General features: G+C 72.4%; 15 protein-coding genes. 7 read left to right on the plus strand and 8 right to left on the minus strand.

The features are described 5' to 3' along the window. The first annotated feature begins 94 nt into the window (after positions 1 to 94). Positions 95 to 4147 (plus strand): serine/threonine-protein kinase, encoded by a 4053-nt coding sequence (locus WME97_RS37750; protein ID WP_437544943.1) that lies wholly within the window; start codon positions 95 to 97, stop codon positions 4145 to 4147. 65 nt (positions 4148 to 4212) lie between these two features. On the opposite strand, the gene WME97_RS37755 is transcribed toward WME97_RS37750, so the two are convergent. After that, the gene (locus WME97_RS37755; protein WP_437544944.1) at positions 4213 to 4647 is read right to left on the minus strand and encodes a hypothetical protein; all 435 of its coding nucleotides are present in this window, start codon (positions 4645 to 4647) and stop codon (positions 4213 to 4215) included. A gap of 433 nt (positions 4648 to 5080) precedes the next feature. On the opposite strand from WME97_RS37755, the gene WME97_RS37760 reads away from it, so the two are divergent. Further along, positions 5081 to 6268, plus strand: a complete 1188-nt coding sequence (locus WME97_RS37760; protein WP_437544946.1) for an endo-1,4-beta-xylanase — start codon at positions 5081 to 5083, stop codon at positions 6266 to 6268. A gap of 148 nt (positions 6269 to 6416) precedes the next feature. Here the strand turns inward: WME97_RS37760 and WME97_RS37765 are convergent, their stop codons facing one another. The 5 genes from WME97_RS37765 to glgC form a co-directional block, all read right to left on the minus strand. Further along, the gene (locus tag WME97_RS37765; protein ID WP_437544947.1) at positions 6417 to 7391 is read right to left on the minus strand and encodes an alpha/beta hydrolase; all 975 of its coding nucleotides are present in this window, start codon (positions 7389 to 7391) and stop codon (positions 6417 to 6419) included. Then, complete coding sequence (locus WME97_RS37770; protein ID WP_437544948.1) at positions 7391 to 8149, minus strand: RsmE family RNA methyltransferase; 759 nt, start codon at positions 8147 to 8149, stop codon at positions 7391 to 7393. The genes WME97_RS37765 and WME97_RS37770 overlap by 1 nt, the downstream gene beginning before the upstream one ends. Further along, positions 8146 to 9099 carry a 50S ribosomal protein L11 methyltransferase gene (locus WME97_RS37775; RefSeq protein WP_437544949.1) on the minus strand — a complete coding sequence of 318 codons (954 nt, stop codon included), beginning with the start codon at positions 9097 to 9099 and terminating at the stop codon, positions 8146 to 8148. The genes WME97_RS37770 and WME97_RS37775 overlap by 4 nt, the downstream gene beginning before the upstream one ends. A 123-nt stretch (positions 9100 to 9222) precedes the next feature. After that, complete coding sequence (locus WME97_RS37780; RefSeq protein WP_012239701.1) at positions 9223 to 9918, minus strand: metallophosphoesterase; 696 nt, start codon at positions 9916 to 9918, stop codon at positions 9223 to 9225. Positions 9919 to 10115: 197 nt separating this feature from the next. Next, entirely contained in the window at positions 10116 to 11384 is a 1269-nt protein-coding gene (gene glgC / locus WME97_RS37785; RefSeq protein WP_437544951.1) for a glucose-1-phosphate adenylyltransferase, read from the minus strand. Positions 11385 to 11849: 465 nt separating this feature from the next. On the opposite strand from glgC, the gene WME97_RS37790 reads away from it, so the two are divergent. Beyond that, positions 11850 to 12554 carry a hypothetical protein gene (locus tag WME97_RS37790; RefSeq protein WP_437544952.1) on the plus strand — a complete coding sequence of 235 codons (705 nt, stop codon included), beginning with the start codon at positions 11850 to 11852 and terminating at the stop codon, positions 12552 to 12554. Between the two features lie 43 nt (positions 12555 to 12597). Here WME97_RS37790 and WME97_RS37795 read toward each other — a convergent pair whose 3' ends face one another. After that, positions 12598 to 12984, minus strand: a complete 387-nt coding sequence (locus tag WME97_RS37795; protein WP_437544953.1) for a hypothetical protein — start codon at positions 12982 to 12984, stop codon at positions 12598 to 12600. Positions 12985 to 13083: 99 nt separating this feature from the next. After that, positions 13084 to 13452 (minus strand): hypothetical protein, encoded by a 369-nt coding sequence (locus WME97_RS37800; RefSeq protein ID WP_437544954.1) that lies wholly within the window; start codon positions 13450 to 13452, stop codon positions 13084 to 13086. Positions 13453 to 13723: 271 nt separating this feature from the next. Here WME97_RS37800 and WME97_RS37805 point away from each other — a divergent pair, with 271 nt between their 5' ends. The 4 genes from WME97_RS37805 to WME97_RS37820 all read left to right on the plus strand — a co-directional run bounded on the left by WME97_RS37805 (position 13724) and on the right by WME97_RS37820 (position 19129). After that, positions 13724 to 15622, plus strand: a complete 1899-nt coding sequence (locus WME97_RS37805; protein WP_437544955.1) for a chloride channel protein — start codon at positions 13724 to 13726, stop codon at positions 15620 to 15622. Between the two features lie 323 nt (positions 15623 to 15945). Further along, positions 15946 to 16413, plus strand: a complete 468-nt coding sequence (locus WME97_RS37810; protein ID WP_012239707.1) for a response regulator — start codon at positions 15946 to 15948, stop codon at positions 16411 to 16413. 53 nt (positions 16414 to 16466) lie between these two features. Continuing rightward, positions 16467 to 18095 carry a circularly permuted type 2 ATP-grasp protein gene (locus WME97_RS37815; RefSeq protein ID WP_437544956.1) on the plus strand — a complete coding sequence of 543 codons (1629 nt, stop codon included), beginning with the start codon at positions 16467 to 16469 and terminating at the stop codon, positions 18093 to 18095. Then, positions 18092 to 19129: an alpha-E domain-containing protein gene (locus tag WME97_RS37820; protein ID WP_437544958.1), complete on the plus strand. Its 1038-nt coding sequence runs from the start codon at positions 18092 to 18094 to the stop codon at positions 19127 to 19129. Before WME97_RS37815 ends, WME97_RS37820 begins: the two co-directional genes overlap by 4 nt.

Consider the following 19129-nt stretch of genomic DNA (forward strand, 5'->3'; position numbering starts at 1 on the left):
CCAAGGCCGCCAGCTCAAAGCGGCGCCGCGGTGGGGTTCTCCGCTGCGGCGCCGCGCCCTCGACCGCGCTGCACCCCTGCCCCATCCTCTCGCCATGCTGCCGCCAGCCAGCGCACAGCCGGGCGACCTCCTCGCCCAGCGCTTCGTGATCGAACGCCAGGCTGGCCGGGGCGGCATGGGCTTCGTCTACCGCGCCCTCGATCGCGCCCGCGGCGAGCCGGTCGCGCTCAAGCTCCTGGCGGGCGAGGGCGACCGCCAGGAAGAGCGCTTTGCCGGGGAGTGCCGCATCCTCGCCGGCCTGAGCCACGCTGGCATCGTGCGCTTCGTCGCCCAGGGGGTGACCGACGCGGGGCAGCGCTGGCTGGCCATGGAGTGGCTCGATGGCGAGGACCTCGCCGCGCGGCTCGCGCGCGCGGGCCTCGGCATGGACGACAGCGTGGCCCTCGCCCTCGCCGCGGCCGAGGCGCTCGCCGCGGCGCACGCGCGCGGCGTGATCCACCGCGACATCAAGCCCTCGAACATCTTCCTCGTCGGCGGCGACCCGCGCCGCATCAAGCTCATCGACTTCGGCATCGCGCGCCTCAGCGGCACGACGAGCCTGCACACCCGGACCGGCGTGGTGATGGGCACCCCGGGCTACCTGGCCCCGGAGCAGGCCCGCGGCGAGCGCGCCGACGCGCGCGCCGACGTCTTCGCGCTGGGGGCCGTGCTCTTCGAGTGCCTCACCGGCCAGCCGGCCTTCACGGGGGCGAACATCCTCGCGGTGCTGGCGCGGCTGCTGCTCGAGCCCGCGCCGCGGGTGCGCGAGCTCCGGCCCGACGCGCCGCCGGCGCTCGATGCGCTGGTCGCGCGCATGCTCGCCAAGGATTCGGCGGCCCGGCCAGCGAGCGCCGCCGAGGTCGCCGCGGCCCTGCGCGCGCTCGGGGCGCAGGGCGGCGAGCCGGCGCCGGTCCCCGGCGCGGCGCTCACCGCCGGGGAGCAGCGCGTGCTCTCGCTGGTCATGGCGGCGCCAGCGGGCGCCGCCGGCGCGGCCGGCGGCGAGACGCTGCCCTCCAAGGTGCCGGCGGGCGCCGCCGGCGCGGCCGGCGAGACGCTGCCCTCCGAGGTGCCGGCGGCGCGGCAGCGGCGCCTCGAGGCCGCGATCTCCCGCCTCGGCGGCCGGGTGGACCATCTCGCCGGCGGCGGGGTGCTGGTGAGCCTTCAGAGCAAGGGGAGCGCGACCGATCAGGCCGCGCGCGCGGCCCGGTGCGCGATGGTGCTGGGGCCGCTGCTCGACGACAGCGGGGGCGCGGCGCGGATCGCGGTCGTCACCGGGCGCGCGGAGCTCACCGGGCAGACGCCGGTCGGGGATCTCATCGATCGCGCCGCCACCATGGTGGCCAGCGCGCCGCCCGCGGCAGGCGTCGCGATGCTCGACGAGGTGACCCGGGCGCTGCTCGACCCCCGCTTCGAGGTGCGGCGCGGCCCGGCCGGCTTCGAGCTCCACGGCGAGCGGGAGGCGGGCGGGGGCGCGCGCACGCTGCTCGGGCGAAAGCGCCCGTGCGTCGGCCGCGACCGCGAGATCCGCGCGCTCGTGGACCTCTTCGAGGAGTGCGCCGGCGAGGGGCTCGCCCGGGCGGCGCTGGTGACCGGGCCGCCGGGCATCGGCAAGTCGCGCCTCTGCGACGAGGCGCTCCAGCGCATCCGCGCGCTCCGACCCGAGGTGGAGATCTGGACGGGCCGCGCCGATGTGGTGGGCGAGGGCACGCCATTCGGCGTGCTGGGCGAGGCCATCCGCTGCGCCACCGGCGCGCTGGCCGGCGCGCCGCTCGGCGAGCGGCAAGCGCGGATCCGCGCGCGGGTCGCGCGACGCGTACCCGAGGCCGAGCAGCGCCACGTCGCGGAGATGCTCGGCGAGATCGCGGGCGCGCCCTTCCCCGACGAGGAGAGCCCCGCCCTCCGCGCGGCGCGCCAGCACCCGGCGGCGATGGCGGAGCAGATCGCCCGCGCCTTCGAGCGCTTCGTGGCCGCCGAGGTCGAGGCTCGGCCGATCCTGCTGGCGCTCGACGACCTGCACTGGGGCGACTTGCCCTCGGTGCGGCTCCTGGGTGAGGCGCTGCGCCGGCTCGAGGATCGACCGCTCTTCGTGCTGGCGCTCGGGCGCCCCGAGGTGCACGAGCGCTTCCCCGGGCTGTGGGCCGAGCGCAGCGTCCAGGAGATCCGGCTCGCCCCGCTGCCGCGCCGCGCGGCCGAGCGGCTCGCCCTGCACGCGCTCGGCGACGCCGTGGGCCCGACCAGGATCGCCGAGCTGGTCGAGCGCGCGGCCGGCAACCCGTTCTATCTGGAGGAGCTCATCCGCGCGGTCAGCGAGGGGCGCGGGGAGGCGCTGCCCGAGACCGTGCTGGCCATGGTGCACGCACGGATCAGCGCGCTCGATCCGGCGGAGCGGCGGGTGCTGCGCGCGGCCAGCGTCTTCGGCGAGGTGTTCTGGGCCGGCGGGGCGCGGTGCCTGCTCGGCGGCGATCTCGCTCCTCAGGCCCAGGGCGGTCCCCCGCCCGGGGGCGATGACGTGACCCTGCCCGCGACTGGCGCGGCGACCTGGGTTGGCGAGGCGCCGCACCTGCCCTGCGGCGAGCACGCCTCGCCGGTGAGCGGAGCGCTCACGTCGCTGGTCGCGCGGGAGGTGGTCGAGCGCCGCGCCGAGAGCCGCTTTCCGGGCGAGGAGGAGCTCGCGTTCCGCCACGCTCTGCTGCGCGAGGGCGCGTACGCGACCCTGACCGACGCCGATCGCGCGCTCGGGCACAAGCTGGCCGCGGTGTGGCTCACGGCAGCGGGCGAGAGCGATCCCGGGGTGCTCGCCGAGCACATGGAGCGCGGCGGCGAGCGCGCCCAGGCGGCGGCTCGCTACCTGGAGGCGGCGGAGCTGCTCCTGCGCGGGGGCGACACAGCGGGGGCGATCGAGCGCGCGGAGCGCGGCGTGCAGTGCGGCGCCGAGGGCGAGCTCCACGGGGCGCTGCGGCTCGTGCAGTGCGAGGCGCTCTCCTGGGTAGGGGAGAAGGATCGGTCCGCCGCTCTGGCGAAGCAGGTGCAGCGCCTCGCCCGACCAGGGAGCCGGAACTGGTGCCTGGCGACGGCCAAGCAGATCTGGAGCATGCAGCAGGAGTGCGGCTCAGCGGAGCACATCGAGCTGGTCGCTGGAGATCTCCTCGCGATGGCCCCCGACCCCGAGGCGGCCGCATCCTTCGCGCAAGCGCTGTATTTTGTCTGGGCGCGGCTGAGCTTCATGGAGCGATGTGAGCTGGCCGAGGCCTACCGCGCGCGGCTCGATCGCCTCGACGAATCGCTCGGCCGCCGAGATCTGCTTGTGTCCGGCCACTGGCGCCTGATGCAGGCGGCGGAGGTGCGCCTCGTTCGCGGTGACAGCTGGGCGGCGCTCCAGCTCCTGCGCCAGGCCGAGGCCGCGTTCGACGCGGCGGGGATGCGGCTGCCGGCGGAGTACGCGCGCGCGGGCATCGCCCAGACCTACGTCGAGCTCGGGGTCCACGACCGCGCCGAGGAGATCCTGCGCACCCTCCTGCCCGAGGGGATCTCCCGATCCGACGTGAGCGGCGGGATAGCTCGGTTCTGGCGCGCGGTCCTGCGCTCCACGCGCGGCCTGCTCGACGAGGCGATCACGGATATCGCCGACCTCGCCGGCGCCCTCGCGGCGCAGCAGGATCGGGACTTCGAGAGACTGGCGCGCCTGCTGCACTCGAGCCTGCTCTACCGGCGCGGCGACCTCGCTGCGGCCGAGCGCGAGGCGCTCGCGGGGATCGAGGGGCTCACGATGCCCTCGCTGGCCCATGACTGGGGCAGATCGGTGCTCGCGCGGGTGAGGCTCGCCCAAGGCCGCGCCACCGAGGCCGCGGCGATCGCACAGGACCTCGTGGCGCGCCTGCAAGCGATTGGGCTCAGGCCTCCAGAGGCGACCGAGCTCACGCTGGTGCACGCCGAGGCGCTCTACGCAGCGGGGTCGACCGACGCGGCGCGCGCGGCCCTGGCGGCGGCGCGCGCGGACCTGCTCGCGCGCGCGGACCGGATCCCGGATGCAGAGATCCGGCGGTGCTTCCTCGAGAACGTCCCCGGGAATGCTCGGCTGCTGGCGCTCGCAGAGGCGTGGCTCGGCTGAGGCCTCAAGCACCGTGCGACCTCCGCGCCTCGCCGACACCGAGCGCGAGACGAGCAAGCCTCTCCTCATCGCCTGACGTCGATCCCTTTTTCTCCCAGGCGCCGGAGGATGTCCTGACCGTTCATCTCCCAGAGATCACCGGGGTCGATCTCTCGCGTCTGGCCGTCCCTCCCCTTCACAATCCACACCTCGATCTCGCGATTCTTTCTATCCCTGGCGGTGCCAATCGCGACGGACTCGACCTCGGCGAGACGAAATCCCTTCACGGTCGGCGCGAACCAGAACCCCGTGGTCTGCTCCAGCTTCTCGTCGTCGAGGACGACCCGATCCATCGCCAGCATCGGCGCGAAGAGGCCACCCGCTACCGCAGAAACCCCGAATGCGATCAAGGCAACCACCAGCGGCTGACGCCTCCACAGGAGGAGCACGCCGATCGACGCGGCGAGCACCGCGATGGCAATGGCAATGCCGGGCACATAGCTTGGGAAGCTGTAGATCATGCTGTCTTACCTGACGGGCCTCGCGTTCTACCGCGAGACCCGAGCGAATGGTAGAACGCCGAGCGCGCCATCCACGGAAGCCCCCGTGGAGGCTACCTCCGTGAGCGAGCCCGCGGCGTCTCCTGCTCGCCGGTGCAAAGGAGATGCGTCTTTCAGGTGCACAGAGCGGCGTGGCGCGCCGCACCCGCCGGGGGAGCGCCGCGAGGGTGCGGCGCGCCGCATCGCTCCTCACGCTGTTCGCCCGCGCTCGTGACCGTGGAGGATCGCTCCACCGCACGGGTCGTGATAGATCCGAGGGGCAACGGGAACTCCGGGGGCCGGTCTGTCTGGCGTGCGTGGCGCTGAGCGCATGCTCTCTACCTCGCGCTGCTCCCCTCGGCTTTCCCGCTCCGGGAGTCACCGGTCACGATCCTTCAGCTTGCGGGTGGTTGGCATGAACAAGAACCGTTCTTCTCGATGGCTGTGCGGCACGACCTCGATCGCACTCGGGATCGCGGCCCTCTCCGGCTGCTCTGGCAAGGTGGACAAGGCTGACGATGGCCCGAGCGGCTCGTCGAGCGCGGGCGGCACGACGGGAGCCGGGGGCCATGGCGCCAGCGCCGGCGCAACGGGCGCCGGCGGAGCCGGCACGGGCAGCACGGGCGCTCTGGGCTCTGGTACGGGCGGCTCCGGCGACGGCGGCAACGGAGGCGCCGGAGCGAGCAGCTCCGGGGCCGGCGGTTCCAGCGACGGGTCGGGTGGCTCGAGCGGCAGCGCCGGCAAGTTCGTCGGTAACATCACGACGAACGGCCAGGTGCGCGACGACTTCATCCAGCACTGGAACCAGATCGCGCCCGAGAACGAGGGCAAGTGGCCCTCTGTCGAGAGGACCCGCGGCGTTCGAGACTGGAGCAGGCTCGACGCGATCTACGAGTACGCGCAGGACAACGACATCCCCTTCATGCAGCACAACTTCGTGTGGGGTGCCGCGCACGCGGCCTGGCTCGTGAGTCTCCCGGCGGACGAGCAGCGGCAGGCCGTGAGGGACTGGATGCAGGCATTCTGCGAGCGGTACCCCGACACGAAGTACATCGTCGTCGTCAACGAGCCGCCGCCCCACACCGTGCCTCCCTTCATGAACGCCATCGGAGGCGCCGGCGAGAGCGGCTATGACTGGATCGTCAACTCCTTCAAGTGGGCTCGCGAGTTCTGCCCGGACGCGACCTTGATCCTCAACGACTACAACAACATCGAGTACGAGAGCGATCACAACCACTTCGTCGAGATCGTGAAGGCGGCGCTGGAGGCGGGCGCCCCGATCGACGGCCTCGGCGCGGAGGCCCACGACGCGTACAGGATCGACACCAGCACCGTGAAGGGCTACATCGACAGGCTCGCCGCCACGGGCCTGCCCGTGTACATCACCGAGTACGATATCGACCTCGCGGACGACGACGAGCAACGCAGGGTGATGGAGGAGCAGTTCACGATGTTCTACAACCACAGCGCCGTGAAGGGCATCACCCTCTGGGGCTACGTCGTCGGCTCCACCTGGAGGGACAGCACGGGCCTCCTGTACCCGGACGGCACGATGCGGCCGGCAATGACCTGGCTGATGGACTTCCTCGATCGCCGCGAGTGATCTCCCTCGCACGACCGTGCCGCGGCGCTCCTCGGCGCGCACGACCGTGACCTACGTCTCGGGGTCAGAGACGGCATCGCCGGAGCACCTCTATGGCGGGCTGCCGTGGGGCGAGGACACGCTCGGGATCTAGTTCTGACCCGCGGGATCAGCGCGCCTCGTGCTCGCGCCAGAAGGCGAACGCCTCGTCCAGGTACACCTCCTTCGCGCCGTGGCCGAACGGGTGCTCGGCGACGCGCACGGGCCAGCCCGCGCCGCGGAGGACGCCCGCGAGGGCGCGGGCCGAGCCGGCCACCGTGTCGTGGGCGCCGAAGCCGATGTAGAACGGCCTCGGCGCGAGCGTCGCGAGCTCGGGCGTCGCGCGGCCTCCCCCGCCGGACATCGCGCCGAACCCGTCGGCGTCGATCCCGCCGCGCAGCGCGAGCGCCGCGGCGAAGTACGCGCCCGACGACGAGCCGGCGACGTACACCCGCGAGAACGAGGCGCCGGCGATCTCCTCGAGCTTCCTCCGCTTCTCCGCGAACACCGCGACGAACGAAGCTGCGTGCTCGTCGTACGCCCGCCCGCCCGTCGGCCAGCCCCACCAGCTCGCGTAGCCCTTCGGCGCGAGGCCGACCTTGCCGCGCGGCATCAGCGCGGCGACGCCCGCGCGCCGCGCGGCGCGGGACACGACCGTCTCGAAGTTGGTCTTCTGCTGGCTCTCCTTCCCCGGCGGGACGATGCCATGAAAGTAGAGCAGCAGCGTCCGGGTCGGCGCGTCGGGCAGGACGTAGCAGGTCTCCTCGTCGAGCGCGTCGACGCCGTCGATGCACCAGTCCGTCTCGACGCGCGGCGGGCGCGCTCGGGGCCACGGCGCCGGCTCGGACGGCGCGGTCGCGGCCGCGGAGACGGCCGGGGCCGGCGCCGCGGGCACGAGGCCGGGCTCCGCTGGCTCGAGCGCGGCCGCGTCGGGCGCAGGCGCGCGCGCGCTCCTTGGAGCGTCTGCCGTGTTGCTGCACGCGCAGAGCGCGACCGCGAGCGCGCCGAGCAACGCCGCGATCCACCGCGCCGCGCCGCGCGACGACGAGCCGCTGGCGCTGCGACCAGCGCCGGCCAGCGCGCCCCTCGCCGACCGCCGCCCCATCACCCCGCGCGCGCGTCGCTCACCGCGATCAGCGCCCCGAGCGCCGCCGCGCACACCGTCTCCGTGCGCAGCGTCAGCGCGCCGAGGCGCACCCGCTCGAACCCGAGCGCCGCGCACATGCCGAGCTCCTCCGGCGTGAACCCGCCCTCCGGCCCGACCGCGAACGCCGCCTCCATGCCCGGCGACAGCGCGGCCAGCCGCGCGCCGAGCGGCGTCTCCGCGTAGGGATCCAGGCACATCCCCAGCGCGCCGTCCTCGGTCGACGGCGCCGCCTGCGCCTCGGCGAGCGCCGCCGCGAGGCTCATCGGCGCCTCCACCCGGGGCGCGTCCCCGCGGCCGCACTGGCGCGCCGCCTCGACCGCGATCCGGCGCCAGCGCTGGCTCTTTTCCTCCGCGGGCCGCGCCACGCTCCGCGCCGAGATCGCCGGGATGATCCGCGTCGCCCCGAGCTCGGTCGCGTCGCGCACCACCGCGTCCATCTTGTCGCCCTTGCCCACGGCCTGGATCCACGTCACGCGCCGGCCTGGCCGCAGCGCGGCCGGGCGGGGCGCGTCGATGCGCGCCTCCGCCCCGCGGCGGCCGATCGACTCGAGCGTGGCCTCCGCCTCGACCCCGAGCTCCGGATCGAACACGACGAACCGATCCCCCTCGCGGAGGCGGTGCACCCGCACGACGTAGCTCGCCGCCTCGGGCGGCAGCGCGATCACGCCGGCCGCGATCGCGCCGAGCGGCACCCGCAAGAGCCCCGGGCCGCTCATCCGGGCGAGGACGCCGCGCCGCCCGGCGCGCGGAACAGGAGCGCCACCCAGCCCTCGCCGCCCGCGTCGCCCCGCCCCGCCCTGCGATCGCCGCCCGGCGACGCGGGATCCGGCCGGGTCGCGACGTGCTCGAGCGGGCGCGGCAGCGACGTGTACCGCGCGATCAGATCGTCGCGCTCGCTCTCGAGGATGCCCGACAGGATCAGCCAGCCGCCCGGCTCGAGCACGCGCGCGAGCTCCGGCGCCAAGGGCCGCAGCACCCGCGCCTCGATGTTCGCGACGACCCACGGGAACCGCCGCGTCACCCCCTCGACAACGCCGGCGCTCGCCTCGATGCGGCCCTCGAGGCCGTTGCGCGCCGCGTTCTCGAGCACCACCTCGATCACGTCCTCGTCGTTGTCGATCGCGATCGCCCGCTCCGCGCCGAGCAGCAGCGCGACGAGCGCGAGGATGCCGCTGCCCGTGCCCACGTCGAGGATCTCGCGGCCGCGGAGCTCCGCCGCGTGCTCGTCGAGGAGCTCCGCCACGAGCGCCGTCGTCGCGTGGAGCCCCGTGCCGAACGCCCTGCCCGGCTCGAGCAGGAGCACCCGCTCGCCCTCGCGCTCGGGCGCGCGCTCCTCCCACGGCGGCACGATCGTGATCGTGGGCGTCAGCGCGAACGGCGCGAAGTGCTCCTTCCACGCGTCGCGCCAGGCGTCGCCCACCACCTCCTCGAGCCGCGCGGCGAGCGGCGGCGAGAGCTCCCCGAGCGCCGTGATGGCCTCCATCGCCTCGCCGTGCGCCTCGAAGCTGGCGACGAGCGTCACCTGGCCCGAGCGCGCGCCGCGGACGAGGGTCTGCTCGTCGCGCTGCTCGACGCCGCTGGCGCCCAGCTCGAAGAGCAGGGCGCCGATCTCGTCGGCCTCCGGCTCGGGGACATCGACTGCAACGAACGGGTATCGAGGCTCCACCTGGCTTGCTCCGTGACGGGCCGCCGGCCTGGAGAGCGGCCGCGGCGCGGACGGGAGCCTAACGAAATTCCCGCAGAGAGGCGCGGCCGATCGCGCGGAACCGCTGGAAGACGCGGAGCATTTTTAACGTCCCACGTAACGGCGCCGCGCCGGGACCGAGACCAGAACCTCGGAGCGCGCCGCCGGCGGCGGGACGCGCTCGCCGTCGTGGAGCACCATCGCGGTCAAGCGCCCACCGTAGACCGCGCCCGTGTCGATCCCGGTCGCCCACGCGTGCATCTGCGGCTCGCTCCGCGCGTTGTGGCCGAACACAACGTGCGGCGGGCCCTGGTACGTCTGGCCCCACAGCGTCTTGCCCCCGCGGCGCTCGACCGGCTCGCCGTAGCGGCCGAGGCAGCGCACGTACATCAACGTGTGCGGATCCTGTCGCTCGATCGGCAGACCGGGGATCAACCCTGCATGGACCACACGGAGCCCGTGCTCCGGCAGATCCAGCCAGTACGGCAGCGTCTCCAGCCACGCCCAGTCCCGCTTGCGCAGCTGCTGCGCGGTCTCCTTCGAGAGCTCCCCCAGCGGCTCGCCGCGAGGATCGCTCCGCCCGGCACGCCAGCGGAGCAGCCGATCCTCGTGGTTGCCCCGCACCGAGATCGCGCCGACCTCCCGGAGCAGATCGAGCGTTCCGCACGGATCAGGTCCGCGCACGATCAGATCGCCGACCATGACGACCCGATCGCCCGATACGAGGCCCACGTGCTCGATCAGCCGCGCCAGCTCGTCCCGGCAGCCGTGAACGTCACCGATGATGATCGTGCGCGGCATCGCACACCCAACGTAGCAGGGACGCCCGTTCCATGGGGGGCGCCCAGGCCCGTCCCCGCGGACGCGGCAGGACCGCGCGGCCCCGCCGGCGAGCGCGCGGCGATCGCCGCGCGCCGCGATCGGAATTTTACAAGCAATTCAGGAGAGTTACGCGCCGGCCACCCGGACGGCACCGCGCTTGGCCCTGGTCAGGCGCATTACGGGGAGTCGATCTTGGCGCGCTTCGGGATCACGACGATCCCGCCCTCGCTGACGAACCACTTCTTGCGGTCCTCCTCGAGGTTGAAGCCGATCTCGGCGCCGGCGGGGATCTCGACGTCCTTGTCGATGATGCAGCGGCGGAGCTTGACGTGGCGCCCGATCTTGACGTCCTCGAACAGCACGCACTCCTCGATGTGGCTGAAGGAGTTCACGCGGACCCGGTTCGAGAGCACGCTCCGGTGGATCCTGCCGCCGGAGATGATGCACCCGAGCGAGACAAGGCTGTCCGTGGCGATGCCGACGCGCGCGTTCGCCTCGTCGCGGAAGACGAACTTGGCGGGCGGGTCGTGGCTGATCCCGGTCCGGATCGGCCAGCGCGGGTTGTAGAAATTGAACGCCGGCTGGATGCTCACGAGATCCATCTGGGCCGCCCAGTACGCGTCGATCGTCCCGATGTCGCGCCAGTAGCCCGCGCCCTCGTCCTCGCCGGGGACGAGGTTCTCGTGGAAATCGTAGACGTAGACGCGGCTGCCGCTCTGGACCATGCGCGGGATGATGTCGCGCCCGAAATCGTGCGCGCTGTCCTCGGTCGCCGCGTCGTGCTCGAGGACGTCGAGCAGCGCCTTCGTCTTGAAGATGTAGTTGCCCATCGACGCGAGGCACATGCCCGGCCTGCCGGGCATGCTCGGCGGATCCTGCACCTTCTCGTGGAAGGCGAGGATGCGCCCCGACTCGTCGCACTCGATGACGCCGAAGGACCGAGCCTCCTCCTTCGTCACCGGGATGGCGGCGACGGTCACCTCCGCGTCGCGCGACAGGTGATCGTGCAGCATCTGGCGCACGTCCATCTTGTAGACGTGGTCGCCGCCGAAGATGCAGAGGTGCTCGGGCGACTCGTCCGTGATGACGTGCTGGGTCTGGTAGACGGCGTCCGCCGACCCCTTGAACCAGCTCTTGCCCGTGCGCTGCTGCGCAGGGACGGTCTCGATGAAGCTGTCGAGCATCGGCGAGAGGCGCCAAGCTCGGGCGATGTGCTCGTCTAGCGACGCGCTCTTGTACTGCGTGAGGATCTTGATGCGGTGCAGCCCGGAGTTGACGAAGTTCGAGAGGACGATGTCGATGATCCGGTACCGGCCGCCGAACGGCACGGCGGGCTTCGCCCGGTCGTGCGTCAACGGGCCGAGCCGGCGGCCCTCGCCGCCAGCAAGGATCATCACCAAAACCTTCGAGGCTTCGAAAGCGGTGCGCAGGGTCGTCTCGCGCATGGGACGGAGAGGGTACTCGATCGATGTTGCCATCGCGAAGAGCGGAAACACGTCCTTCGCGTATTCGAGGCAACCCCGGGACCGGGAGAACGCCGCGGAGGCCCGCGCAACCCGGCCTGGCGGCGCCGGGCTGAGCCTGGGCGGGTCGCGCGGCGCGCCTCGCCGAGCCCGCCTCTCGCGCCCTCCCGCCCCGCGATCGGGCGGCGCCGGCGGCGGCCCGTCGCGCTCTACCGTCCTCCGCCCGCCCTCCGCCGCGGCGCGCTGCCGCGCGACGAGGATCGATGAAGAGAGGGGGACGTCTCCGTTTCTCTTTACGATCGACTCACGGCCGTGTTAGCCGTTTCCGCCGTCGCGCGCGCATGCGAGAGGCGCCTGACCCGCACGCGGCGCACCGCTGTCCGAGGGCTATTCCAGCGCTGGATCTTTCCTGCTGGAGGTGCCCGTCACGCTGACCTTGGAGATGCCATGAACGCCCGATTCGGTCGACCCCTCCTCGCCGCCATCCTCCTCGTCGCGGGCACTTCAGGGTGCGGAACGGACGAGCAGCCCTACACGGCAAAGCCCGCCTTCAGCGGCCGCAAAGCGACCCTGCCCGCGGTGCCGACGCTGCCCGCGAAGAACAAGAAGCAGGGTGACGCTTACACGGTCTGGGGCGTCACGCACGACCTCCGGAGCCGCGTCCACTTCGAGGACGTGAACGGCAAGAAGCTCTCGATCGTCGGCTACATCGTCAAGACGAACCTCGCGGAGGCCCCCGCCTGCGCCGTGCACAAGACGGGCAAGGGTGACCCGCCGGACTGCAAGGCGCCGGTCCCCAGCTTCGCGATCGCCGACGAGAAGGGCGAGACGAAGGACATGGTCGAGGTCATGGGCTGGGCCTCGAACTTCGCGCAGATCTACAGCATGATCGAGGCGATCGACAAAGCGCCGCGGGGCAAGGAGGGCGAGGCGAAGCTCACGGACGAGTTCTGGGGCCAGGAGCTGCCGAACCCGATCCCGGCCGTCGGCGCGAAGGTCAAGGTCACCGGCACCTACGGCGTGACGTTCACGAAGTCGACCGGCGGCGCGGCGGCCAACCCGAAGTACGGCATCCTGTCCGCGGAGCAGATCGAGTACCTCGAGCCGCCGCCCGAGAAGGCCACCCTCCCCGGCATGAAGCGCAGGCCCTGACGCGGCCGCTGGCGGCGGCGGTGCGCCGTCGCGCCGCGCCGCTTCACGTCAGGATGGACCGGATCCCGCTGCTCGGCTCGGTCGCCGCCGACTCGAAGACGGCATCGACGAGCAGCCGCCGCGCCGACGCGTCGTCCGCTTCCCGGCGATCGACGCGCACCAGCGACGCCGGCGCCTGACGGATGATCGCGTCGAACACCTCCCGATCGAACCGGTACAGCTCCTCCCCCACGATGACGGCGTACAGGTGCGACGCCGCGCTCGTCGCCCGGAGCGAGCGCAGATCGCACTCGCGCACCGTCACCCCGAGCCGGGCCCCCGCCTCCCTGCACACAGCGACGAGCTCGGCAGGGCAACCGGCCACGATCACGAGCGGCGCGGGCGGAGCGCTCGGGACCACAGCCTTGCGCGGCTTCGTACCGTCCTCCATAGGCGCCTCAGCGTAGGCCACGAGTCGAGTACGCCGGCAAGGGAATTGTTTCGTCAGGCACCACCGGCGAGCCCGCCTTTCTGCGCGAGACAGCGGCCATCAACGCACCCCCGCTCCCTGCTGGATGTGCCACCCCCGGCCCTCTGCCACGCCGATGAAACGGATCCGCCCCGACCGCTCCATGTCGTCGACCAGCTCCTCGGCCTCGAGCTGCGAGATGTCGATCCGGTCGCAGAGCACGTCCCGGAACCGGGTCTTGCCCTGCACGTAATCCTCGTCGATCAGCGGGCCGAGCGAGCCCGCCAGGATCTCGGCGGCCAGCTCGAGCGCCACGACGGGCGTCACCACGGTCTCGGCGGTCGTGCGGACGCTCTCGTCCGTCGTCTGGACGGCCGCGTCGCCCATCGTGACGCTCGCGTCTCCGGTGATGAGGGTGCCGTACTCGACGGTGCTCCGATCGGTCGTCATGACTCCACCTCGTCCGGGCTCGGGCGGGTCCGGATGCCGCGCCCGCGCCAGGCTTCCTTCCTCGCTCATGGAGCGCGGGAGGCCCGAGCGGAAGCCGCGCGGAAGCCGAACGGAAGCCGAACGTAGACCGAGCGGAGGCCGACGCCGCGAGGGCGCCTCCGGGGACGGCGATCCTGGCGGCGATTTCAGGCGGCAACCCGCCGAAGATCAGGGAAGCTACCGCTCCTGCCAGGCCCATCGCTCGAGGGGGGAGGCCCTGGGCCACGAGATCATGATGTCGTCCCGCGACCACTCCCCATCACGCCCCAGCCGCACGGGGGCGGCGCGCACGCCGATCCCCCGCGCGCAGGGGCTGATCCCGTTCCAGCTCGTCGGTCGGGTGCTGCTCCACGCGATCCTCGTCGGCGTCACGGCCGGCATCGCCGGCTCGCTGTTCTTCGCCGCCCTCGAGCTCGCCGAGCACGAGCTCTTCATCGCGGTCACCGGCTACGAGCCGCTCCGCGCCAAGGGCGAGGCGGTGCTCTCGAGCGCGCACATCGGGGCGTTCCGGCCGTGGCTCGTCCTCGTCCTGCCGGCGTTCGGCGCCCTCGTCGGCGGGGTGCTCACGGCGAAGCTCGCGCCCGAGACCCGCGGCGGCGGCGGCGACGCCTTCATCCGGGCGTTCCACCACATGGGCGGCATCGTCCGCCGCCGCGTCCCGGTGGTGAAGGCGCTCGCCTCCATCTTCACGCTCGGCTGTGGCGGGTCCGGCGGGCGCGAGGGGCCGACGATGCAGATCGGCGGCGCGCTCGGCTCGATCATCGGGCGCGCCCTCCGGGTGGACACGCGCGAGCGGCGGATCCTGCTCATCGCCGGCGCGGCCGCGGGCATGGCGGCCGTGTTCCGGACGCCGCTCGGGGCCGCGCTCCTCGCCGTCGAGGTGCTGCACCGCGACGACTTCGAGGCCGACGCGCTCATCCCCTCCATCCTCGCGAGCGTCGTCTCGTACTCCGTCTTCATTTACTTCTTCGGCGAGTCGACCCTCTTCGCGCACGCTCCCCGCTACCCGTTCATCCCGAGCCACCTCCCCCTCTACGCCGCGCTCGCGCTCGTCGTGTCGCTCGTGGCCACGGTCTTCCTCCGGACGCTGCACGCCGTGGAGTACACGGCGCACCGCATCCCGCTGCCGCCCTGGGCGAAGCCCGCGCTCGGCGGCCTCGCGCTCGGCGCGCTCGTGACCCCTCTGCTCATGCTCCTCGGGCCGCGCTTCGCCAGGCCGGGGGAGGGGTTCGGGATGCTGGGCGCGGGGTATGGCGCGGCCCAGATCGCGATCACGGGGGCCTCGTGGCTGCCCGGCGGGTGGACCGCGGTGCAGCTCCTGCTCGTGCTGCTCGCCACGAAGATCGTCGCGACCTCGCTCACCGTCGGCTCGGGCGGCAGCGCGGGGGACTTCGGCCCCTCGCTCGTGCTCGGCGCGCTCACGGGCGGGGCCTTCGGGCGCGCGGCGGAGCTCCTGCTCGGCGACCCGCGCATCGACCCCGGCGCGTTCGCGCTCGTCGGGATGGGCACGTTCTACGGCGGGATCGCGCACGTGCCGATCGCCTCGCTCGTCATGGTCTGCGAGCTCGCCGGCAGCTACGACCTGCTCGTGCCGCTCATGCTCTGCGAGGGCATCGCCTTCGTGGCGCTCCGGCACAGCACCCTGTACCGCGCGCAGGTCGCGACCAAGCGCGAGTCCCCGGCGCACCGGGGTGAGCTCATCGTCGACGTGCTCCGCAGCATCCGCGTCGCCGACATCGTCATCCGCAGCCGCCCGTTCGTGTCGTTCGAGGCGCGGACCCCCGCCTCGATCGTCGTCGAGCGCATCGCGGCGTGCGAGTGGCAGGACACCTTCCCCGTGCTCTCCGAGGACGGCAAGGTCGTCGGCACCATCGACGCCGAGATCCTGCGCGCCACCGCGACGAGCCCCGAGCTCTCGGGGCTCGCGATCGCGCACGACATGATGGCGAGCCCCGCCTCGGTCAGCGAAGCGGAGGACCTGCACCACGCGCTCCAGGTGCTGCTGGAGCTGCGCGTGCGAGAGCTCCTGGTCACCGACGCCGAGGGCAAGATCGTCGGCATCCTGGACGAATCCGACGTCACGCGCGCCTACCACGACGCGACGGCGGAGCTGGAGAGCGCGGGACAGTAGGAATCTCGGGACAGGCGAGCGACGACGACGCACGACGCACGGCGCGCTCGTCCTGGAAATTCGGGAATGGCCAGCTTTCGCGCGTTCGCGCGGCCCCGCGGCGAACGCGCGCGTGTCATGGGCGTGCGCGCGCGGATGTCCCGGTCGCGCCGCGCGCCCGATCGTGGTTCGGGCGTAATGACGCAAGCGTGCGGCCCCCACCGCTTTCGGGAGTCTCCTGAGCTTTCAATCTTGGATTCCACGCAGCGACGGAACGGAGCGCGTGGGGAATACTCTCGTTCATCCGGAGAATTCGGGGTCCGGAGAGCGCAGGGGAGAACGGCATGCTTGTCGATACGCTCGGAGGTCGGACGGTGCGGCGCAACGCGGAAGTACGAACACGATCGAGCGCGCCGAACAGCCGCGCCAAGCTCGTGGTCGTCGTGGACGACGAGCCGAACATCCAGGAGGTCGTGAGCATGATCTTGGAGAGCGAGGGCGGCTACGAGGTGCGCTGCGCCTCGAACGGCGAGGAGGCGCTGGCGTTGCTCGACCAGATCGCGCCGCCGGATCTGCTCGTCGTCGACATCATGATGCCGGTGATGGACGGCTGGGGCCTGCTCACGGCGCTCCGGCACAACGAGAAGACGGCCCGTATACCAGTCATTGTTTCATCCGCGTCTTCAAAACATGACGCGACGAGCCTCGGTGTCGCTCGGGTGCTGCCCAAGCCGATCGACTACGACGCCTTCCTCGCCGCGGTCGACGAGCTCACGCGCTCCAGAGAGCGGCAAATCCTCGACGCCGAGTAGGCCGAGTCGATCAGCCGACCGCGCCACTGCCTCCATCGCGGCAAAAACCGCAAATGGCCCATGGACCTCCAGGGCCGTCCGGCGGTAGCTTCACTCCAGTGTTGTTAGAGAACCCGGGTGCCGGCCTCTTCGCCGGCTACACTCCCCTCCCCGGCGCCTACGACGAGCTGTTTGGTCGAGACGGCGCTCCTCGCCCCGAGTTCCTGCGCACTGCCACGCTCCTCGGCGCGCTCGCGCCGAACGAGTTCGCGCGCGCGCAGCACCTCGCGGAGCTCGCCCTGCTCAACCAGGGCGTCACGTTCTCCGTCTACGCGGATCAGCGCGGCGCGGAGAAGATCTTCCCGCTCTGCCTCGTCCCCCGGATGCTCTCCGCGGCGGACTGGGCCCACATGGAGCGGGGCCTCGAGCAGCGCGTCCGCGCGCTCGGCCTCTTCCTCGACGACGTCTACGGGGACCAGCGCATCCTCAAGGAGGAGCGCGTCCCCCGGGACCTCGTGCTCGGCTCCGGGCAGTACCTGAAGCAGGTCCACGGCCTGCGGCCCCCGGGCGGCGTGCGCATCCACATCGCGGGCGTCGACATCATCCGCGATCCGGCCGGGACCTTCCGGGTCCTCGAGGACAACCTCCGCACGCCGTCCGGCGTCTCCTACGTCCTGGAGAACCGGCTCATCAGCAAGCGCGTCCTGCCGCACCTGCTGGACAAGGCGCGCGTGCAGCGGGTCGACCATTACCCGGCCCGGCTCGCCGAGACGCTGCGCTCGGTGTCGCCCGCGAGCCCGAGCGGCACGAGCGCCGTCGTGCTCACGCCGGGGCCCTACAACTCGGCCTATTTCGAGCACAGCTTCCTCGCGCGCACGATGGGGCTCGAGCTCGTGCAGGCCCCCGATCTGTTCGTCGATCAGGACGAGGTCTTCGTCCGGACGACGCGCGGCCCGCGCCGGGTCCACGTCATCTACCGCCGCATCGACGAGGCGTTCCTCGACCCCGAGGCCTTCCGCCCTGACAGCATGCTCGGCGTGCGCGGCCTGATGCGCGCCTACGCCGCCGGCAACGTCGCGCTCGCGAACGCGCCCGGCAACGGCGTGGCCGACGACAAGGCCGTGTACCCCTTCGTGCCGGAGATGATCCGCTACTACCTCGGCGAGGAGCCGGTCCTCGAGCAGGTCCCCACCTACCTCTGCATGCGCGACGACGACCGGCGCTACGTGCTCGACCACCTCGACCAGCTGGTCGTCAAGGCGGTCGACGAGGCCGGCGGCTACGGCATGCTGATGGGGCCGCAGTCGACCGCCGCGCAGCGGGACGAGTTCCGGGCGCGCATCCAGGCGACGCCGCGCCGCTACATCGCCCAGCACCGGATCGAGCTCTCGACGAGCCCCACCTGGGACCCGACCACGAAGACCGCGGTCCCGAGGAGGCTCGACCTGCGCCCCTACGTGCTGACGGGCCGCGACGGCTCGTGGGTGCTGCCCGGCGGGCTCACGCGCGTCGCGCTGGTGGCCGGCTCCTACGTCGTCAACTCGAGCCAGGGCGGGGGCTCGAAGGACACCTGGGTCCTCAAGGGCCCAGGGGAGAACGGGCAGCGCACGCCCTCGGTCGGCGGTTCCGACGCGAGCCCCGCCGCCGCGAACAACGACCCTCCCGGCGCCGCGCCGGGACCTGCCCCCCCGGAGGCCCCGTGATCTCCCGCGTCGCCGATCACTGCTTCTGGTTCGGCCGCTACCTCGAGCGGACCGAGAACATGGCCCGCATCCTCGCCGTCACGCAGAACCTCGCGCTCGACGCCGAGATCCCGACGCAGCAGTGCTGGCTTCCGGTCATCATCGTGGCCGGGCAGAAGGCGCACTTCGGGGCCGAGCACGGCGAGGAGGCCGCGGCCGACGGCGAGCTCGTGCAGCGCTACATGAGCTTCGACGAGGACAACCCGACGAGCCTCCGCAGCTCGATCTCGGCCGCGCGCTGGAACGCGCGGTCGATCCGGGAGGTCGTCAGCCTCGAGGTGTGGGAGACCGTCAACGAGCTCCACCTCTGGGTGAACAGCGACGAGGCGCGGGAGGAGTTCAGGTCGAGCCGCTACGCCTTCTACCGGCGCGTACGCCAGCTCACACAGCTCTGCCTCGGGCTCACGCAGAGCACGATGCTCAACGACACGCCGCTCGATTTCATCTGGCTCGGCGTGCTGCTCGAGCGCGTCGGGCAGACGGCGCGCACGCTCGACGTGCACCACCACGCCCTGACCAACCTGCCGCCGCCGCCGCCGTCGGAGATGAGCGCGCAGGCGCAGGGCGCGCTGCGCAGGCAGCACCGGGTCGTGGAGACGGCGCTCTGGCTCTCGCTCCTCCGCGCCTGCTCCGGGTTCGAGCCGTTCATGAAGCTCAACCAGGGTCAGGTGAGCGAGCAGGCTGTCGCCCAGTTCCTCCTGTACGAGCCGCGCTTCCCGCGCTCGATCCGGCACTGCGTCCACGCGGCGTTCGCGCGCCTCTGCGAGATCCGGCCGCCGGACAGCGTGGCGCTCCCCGGCGGCGAGAGCCTCGAGCGGCTCCAGCTCCTGCACCAGTGGGTGGCCGACAGGGCCACCGAGCCGTTCGACCCGATGGCGGTCCACGCGGCGCTCACCCATGTGGTCGACGAGACGGCGATGATCTGCGACGGTATCGGTCGTGAGCTGCTCGGTTACGGGCCGCCCGACAGCAACCCCACGGTCACGAGCCAGTAG

It is taken from the genome of Sorangium sp. So ce367, from assembly GCF_051520455.1.
Lineage (GTDB): Bacteria > Myxococcota_A > Polyangia > Polyangiales > Polyangiaceae > Sorangium > Sorangium cellulosum_B.

Excerpts from the sequence above, each read along its gene's own strand:
- WME97_RS37750 (WP_437544943.1), top strand. The coding sequence starts at position 95 with ATGCTGCCGCCAGCCAGCGCACAGCCGGGCGACCTCCTCGCCCAGCGC.
- WME97_RS37755 (WP_437544944.1), bottom strand. The coding sequence starts at position 4,647 with ATGATCTACAGCTTCCCAAGCTATGTGCCCGGCATTGCCATTGCCATC.
- WME97_RS37760 (WP_437544946.1), top strand. The coding sequence starts at position 5,081 with ATGAACAAGAACCGTTCTTCTCGATGGCTGTGCGGCACGACCTCGATC.
- WME97_RS37765 (WP_437544947.1), bottom strand. The coding sequence starts at position 7,391 with ATGGGGCGGCGGTCGGCGAGGGGCGCGCTGGCCGGCGCTGGTCGCAGC.
- WME97_RS37770 (WP_437544948.1), bottom strand. The coding sequence starts at position 8,149 with ATGAGCGGCCCGGGGCTCTTGCGGGTGCCGCTCGGCGCGATCGCGGCC.
- WME97_RS37780 (WP_012239701.1), bottom strand. The coding sequence starts at position 9,918 with ATGCCGCGCACGATCATCATCGGTGACGTTCACGGCTGCCGGGACGAG.
- glgC (WP_437544951.1), bottom strand. The coding sequence starts at position 11,384 with ATGCGCGAGACGACCCTGCGCACCGCTTTCGAAGCCTCGAAGGTTTTG.
- WME97_RS37790 (WP_437544952.1), top strand. The coding sequence starts at position 11,850 with ATGAACGCCCGATTCGGTCGACCCCTCCTCGCCGCCATCCTCCTCGTC.
- WME97_RS37795 (WP_437544953.1), bottom strand. The coding sequence starts at position 12,984 with ATGGAGGACGGTACGAAGCCGCGCAAGGCTGTGGTCCCGAGCGCTCCG.
- WME97_RS37800 (WP_437544954.1), bottom strand. The coding sequence starts at position 13,452 with ATGACGACCGATCGGAGCACCGTCGAGTACGGCACCCTCATCACCGGA.
- WME97_RS37805 (WP_437544955.1), top strand. The coding sequence starts at position 13,724 with ATGATGTCGTCCCGCGACCACTCCCCATCACGCCCCAGCCGCACGGGG.
- WME97_RS37810 (WP_012239707.1), top strand. The coding sequence starts at position 15,946 with ATGCTTGTCGATACGCTCGGAGGTCGGACGGTGCGGCGCAACGCGGAA.
- WME97_RS37815 (WP_437544956.1), top strand. The coding sequence starts at position 16,467 with ATGGCCCATGGACCTCCAGGGCCGTCCGGCGGTAGCTTCACTCCAGTG.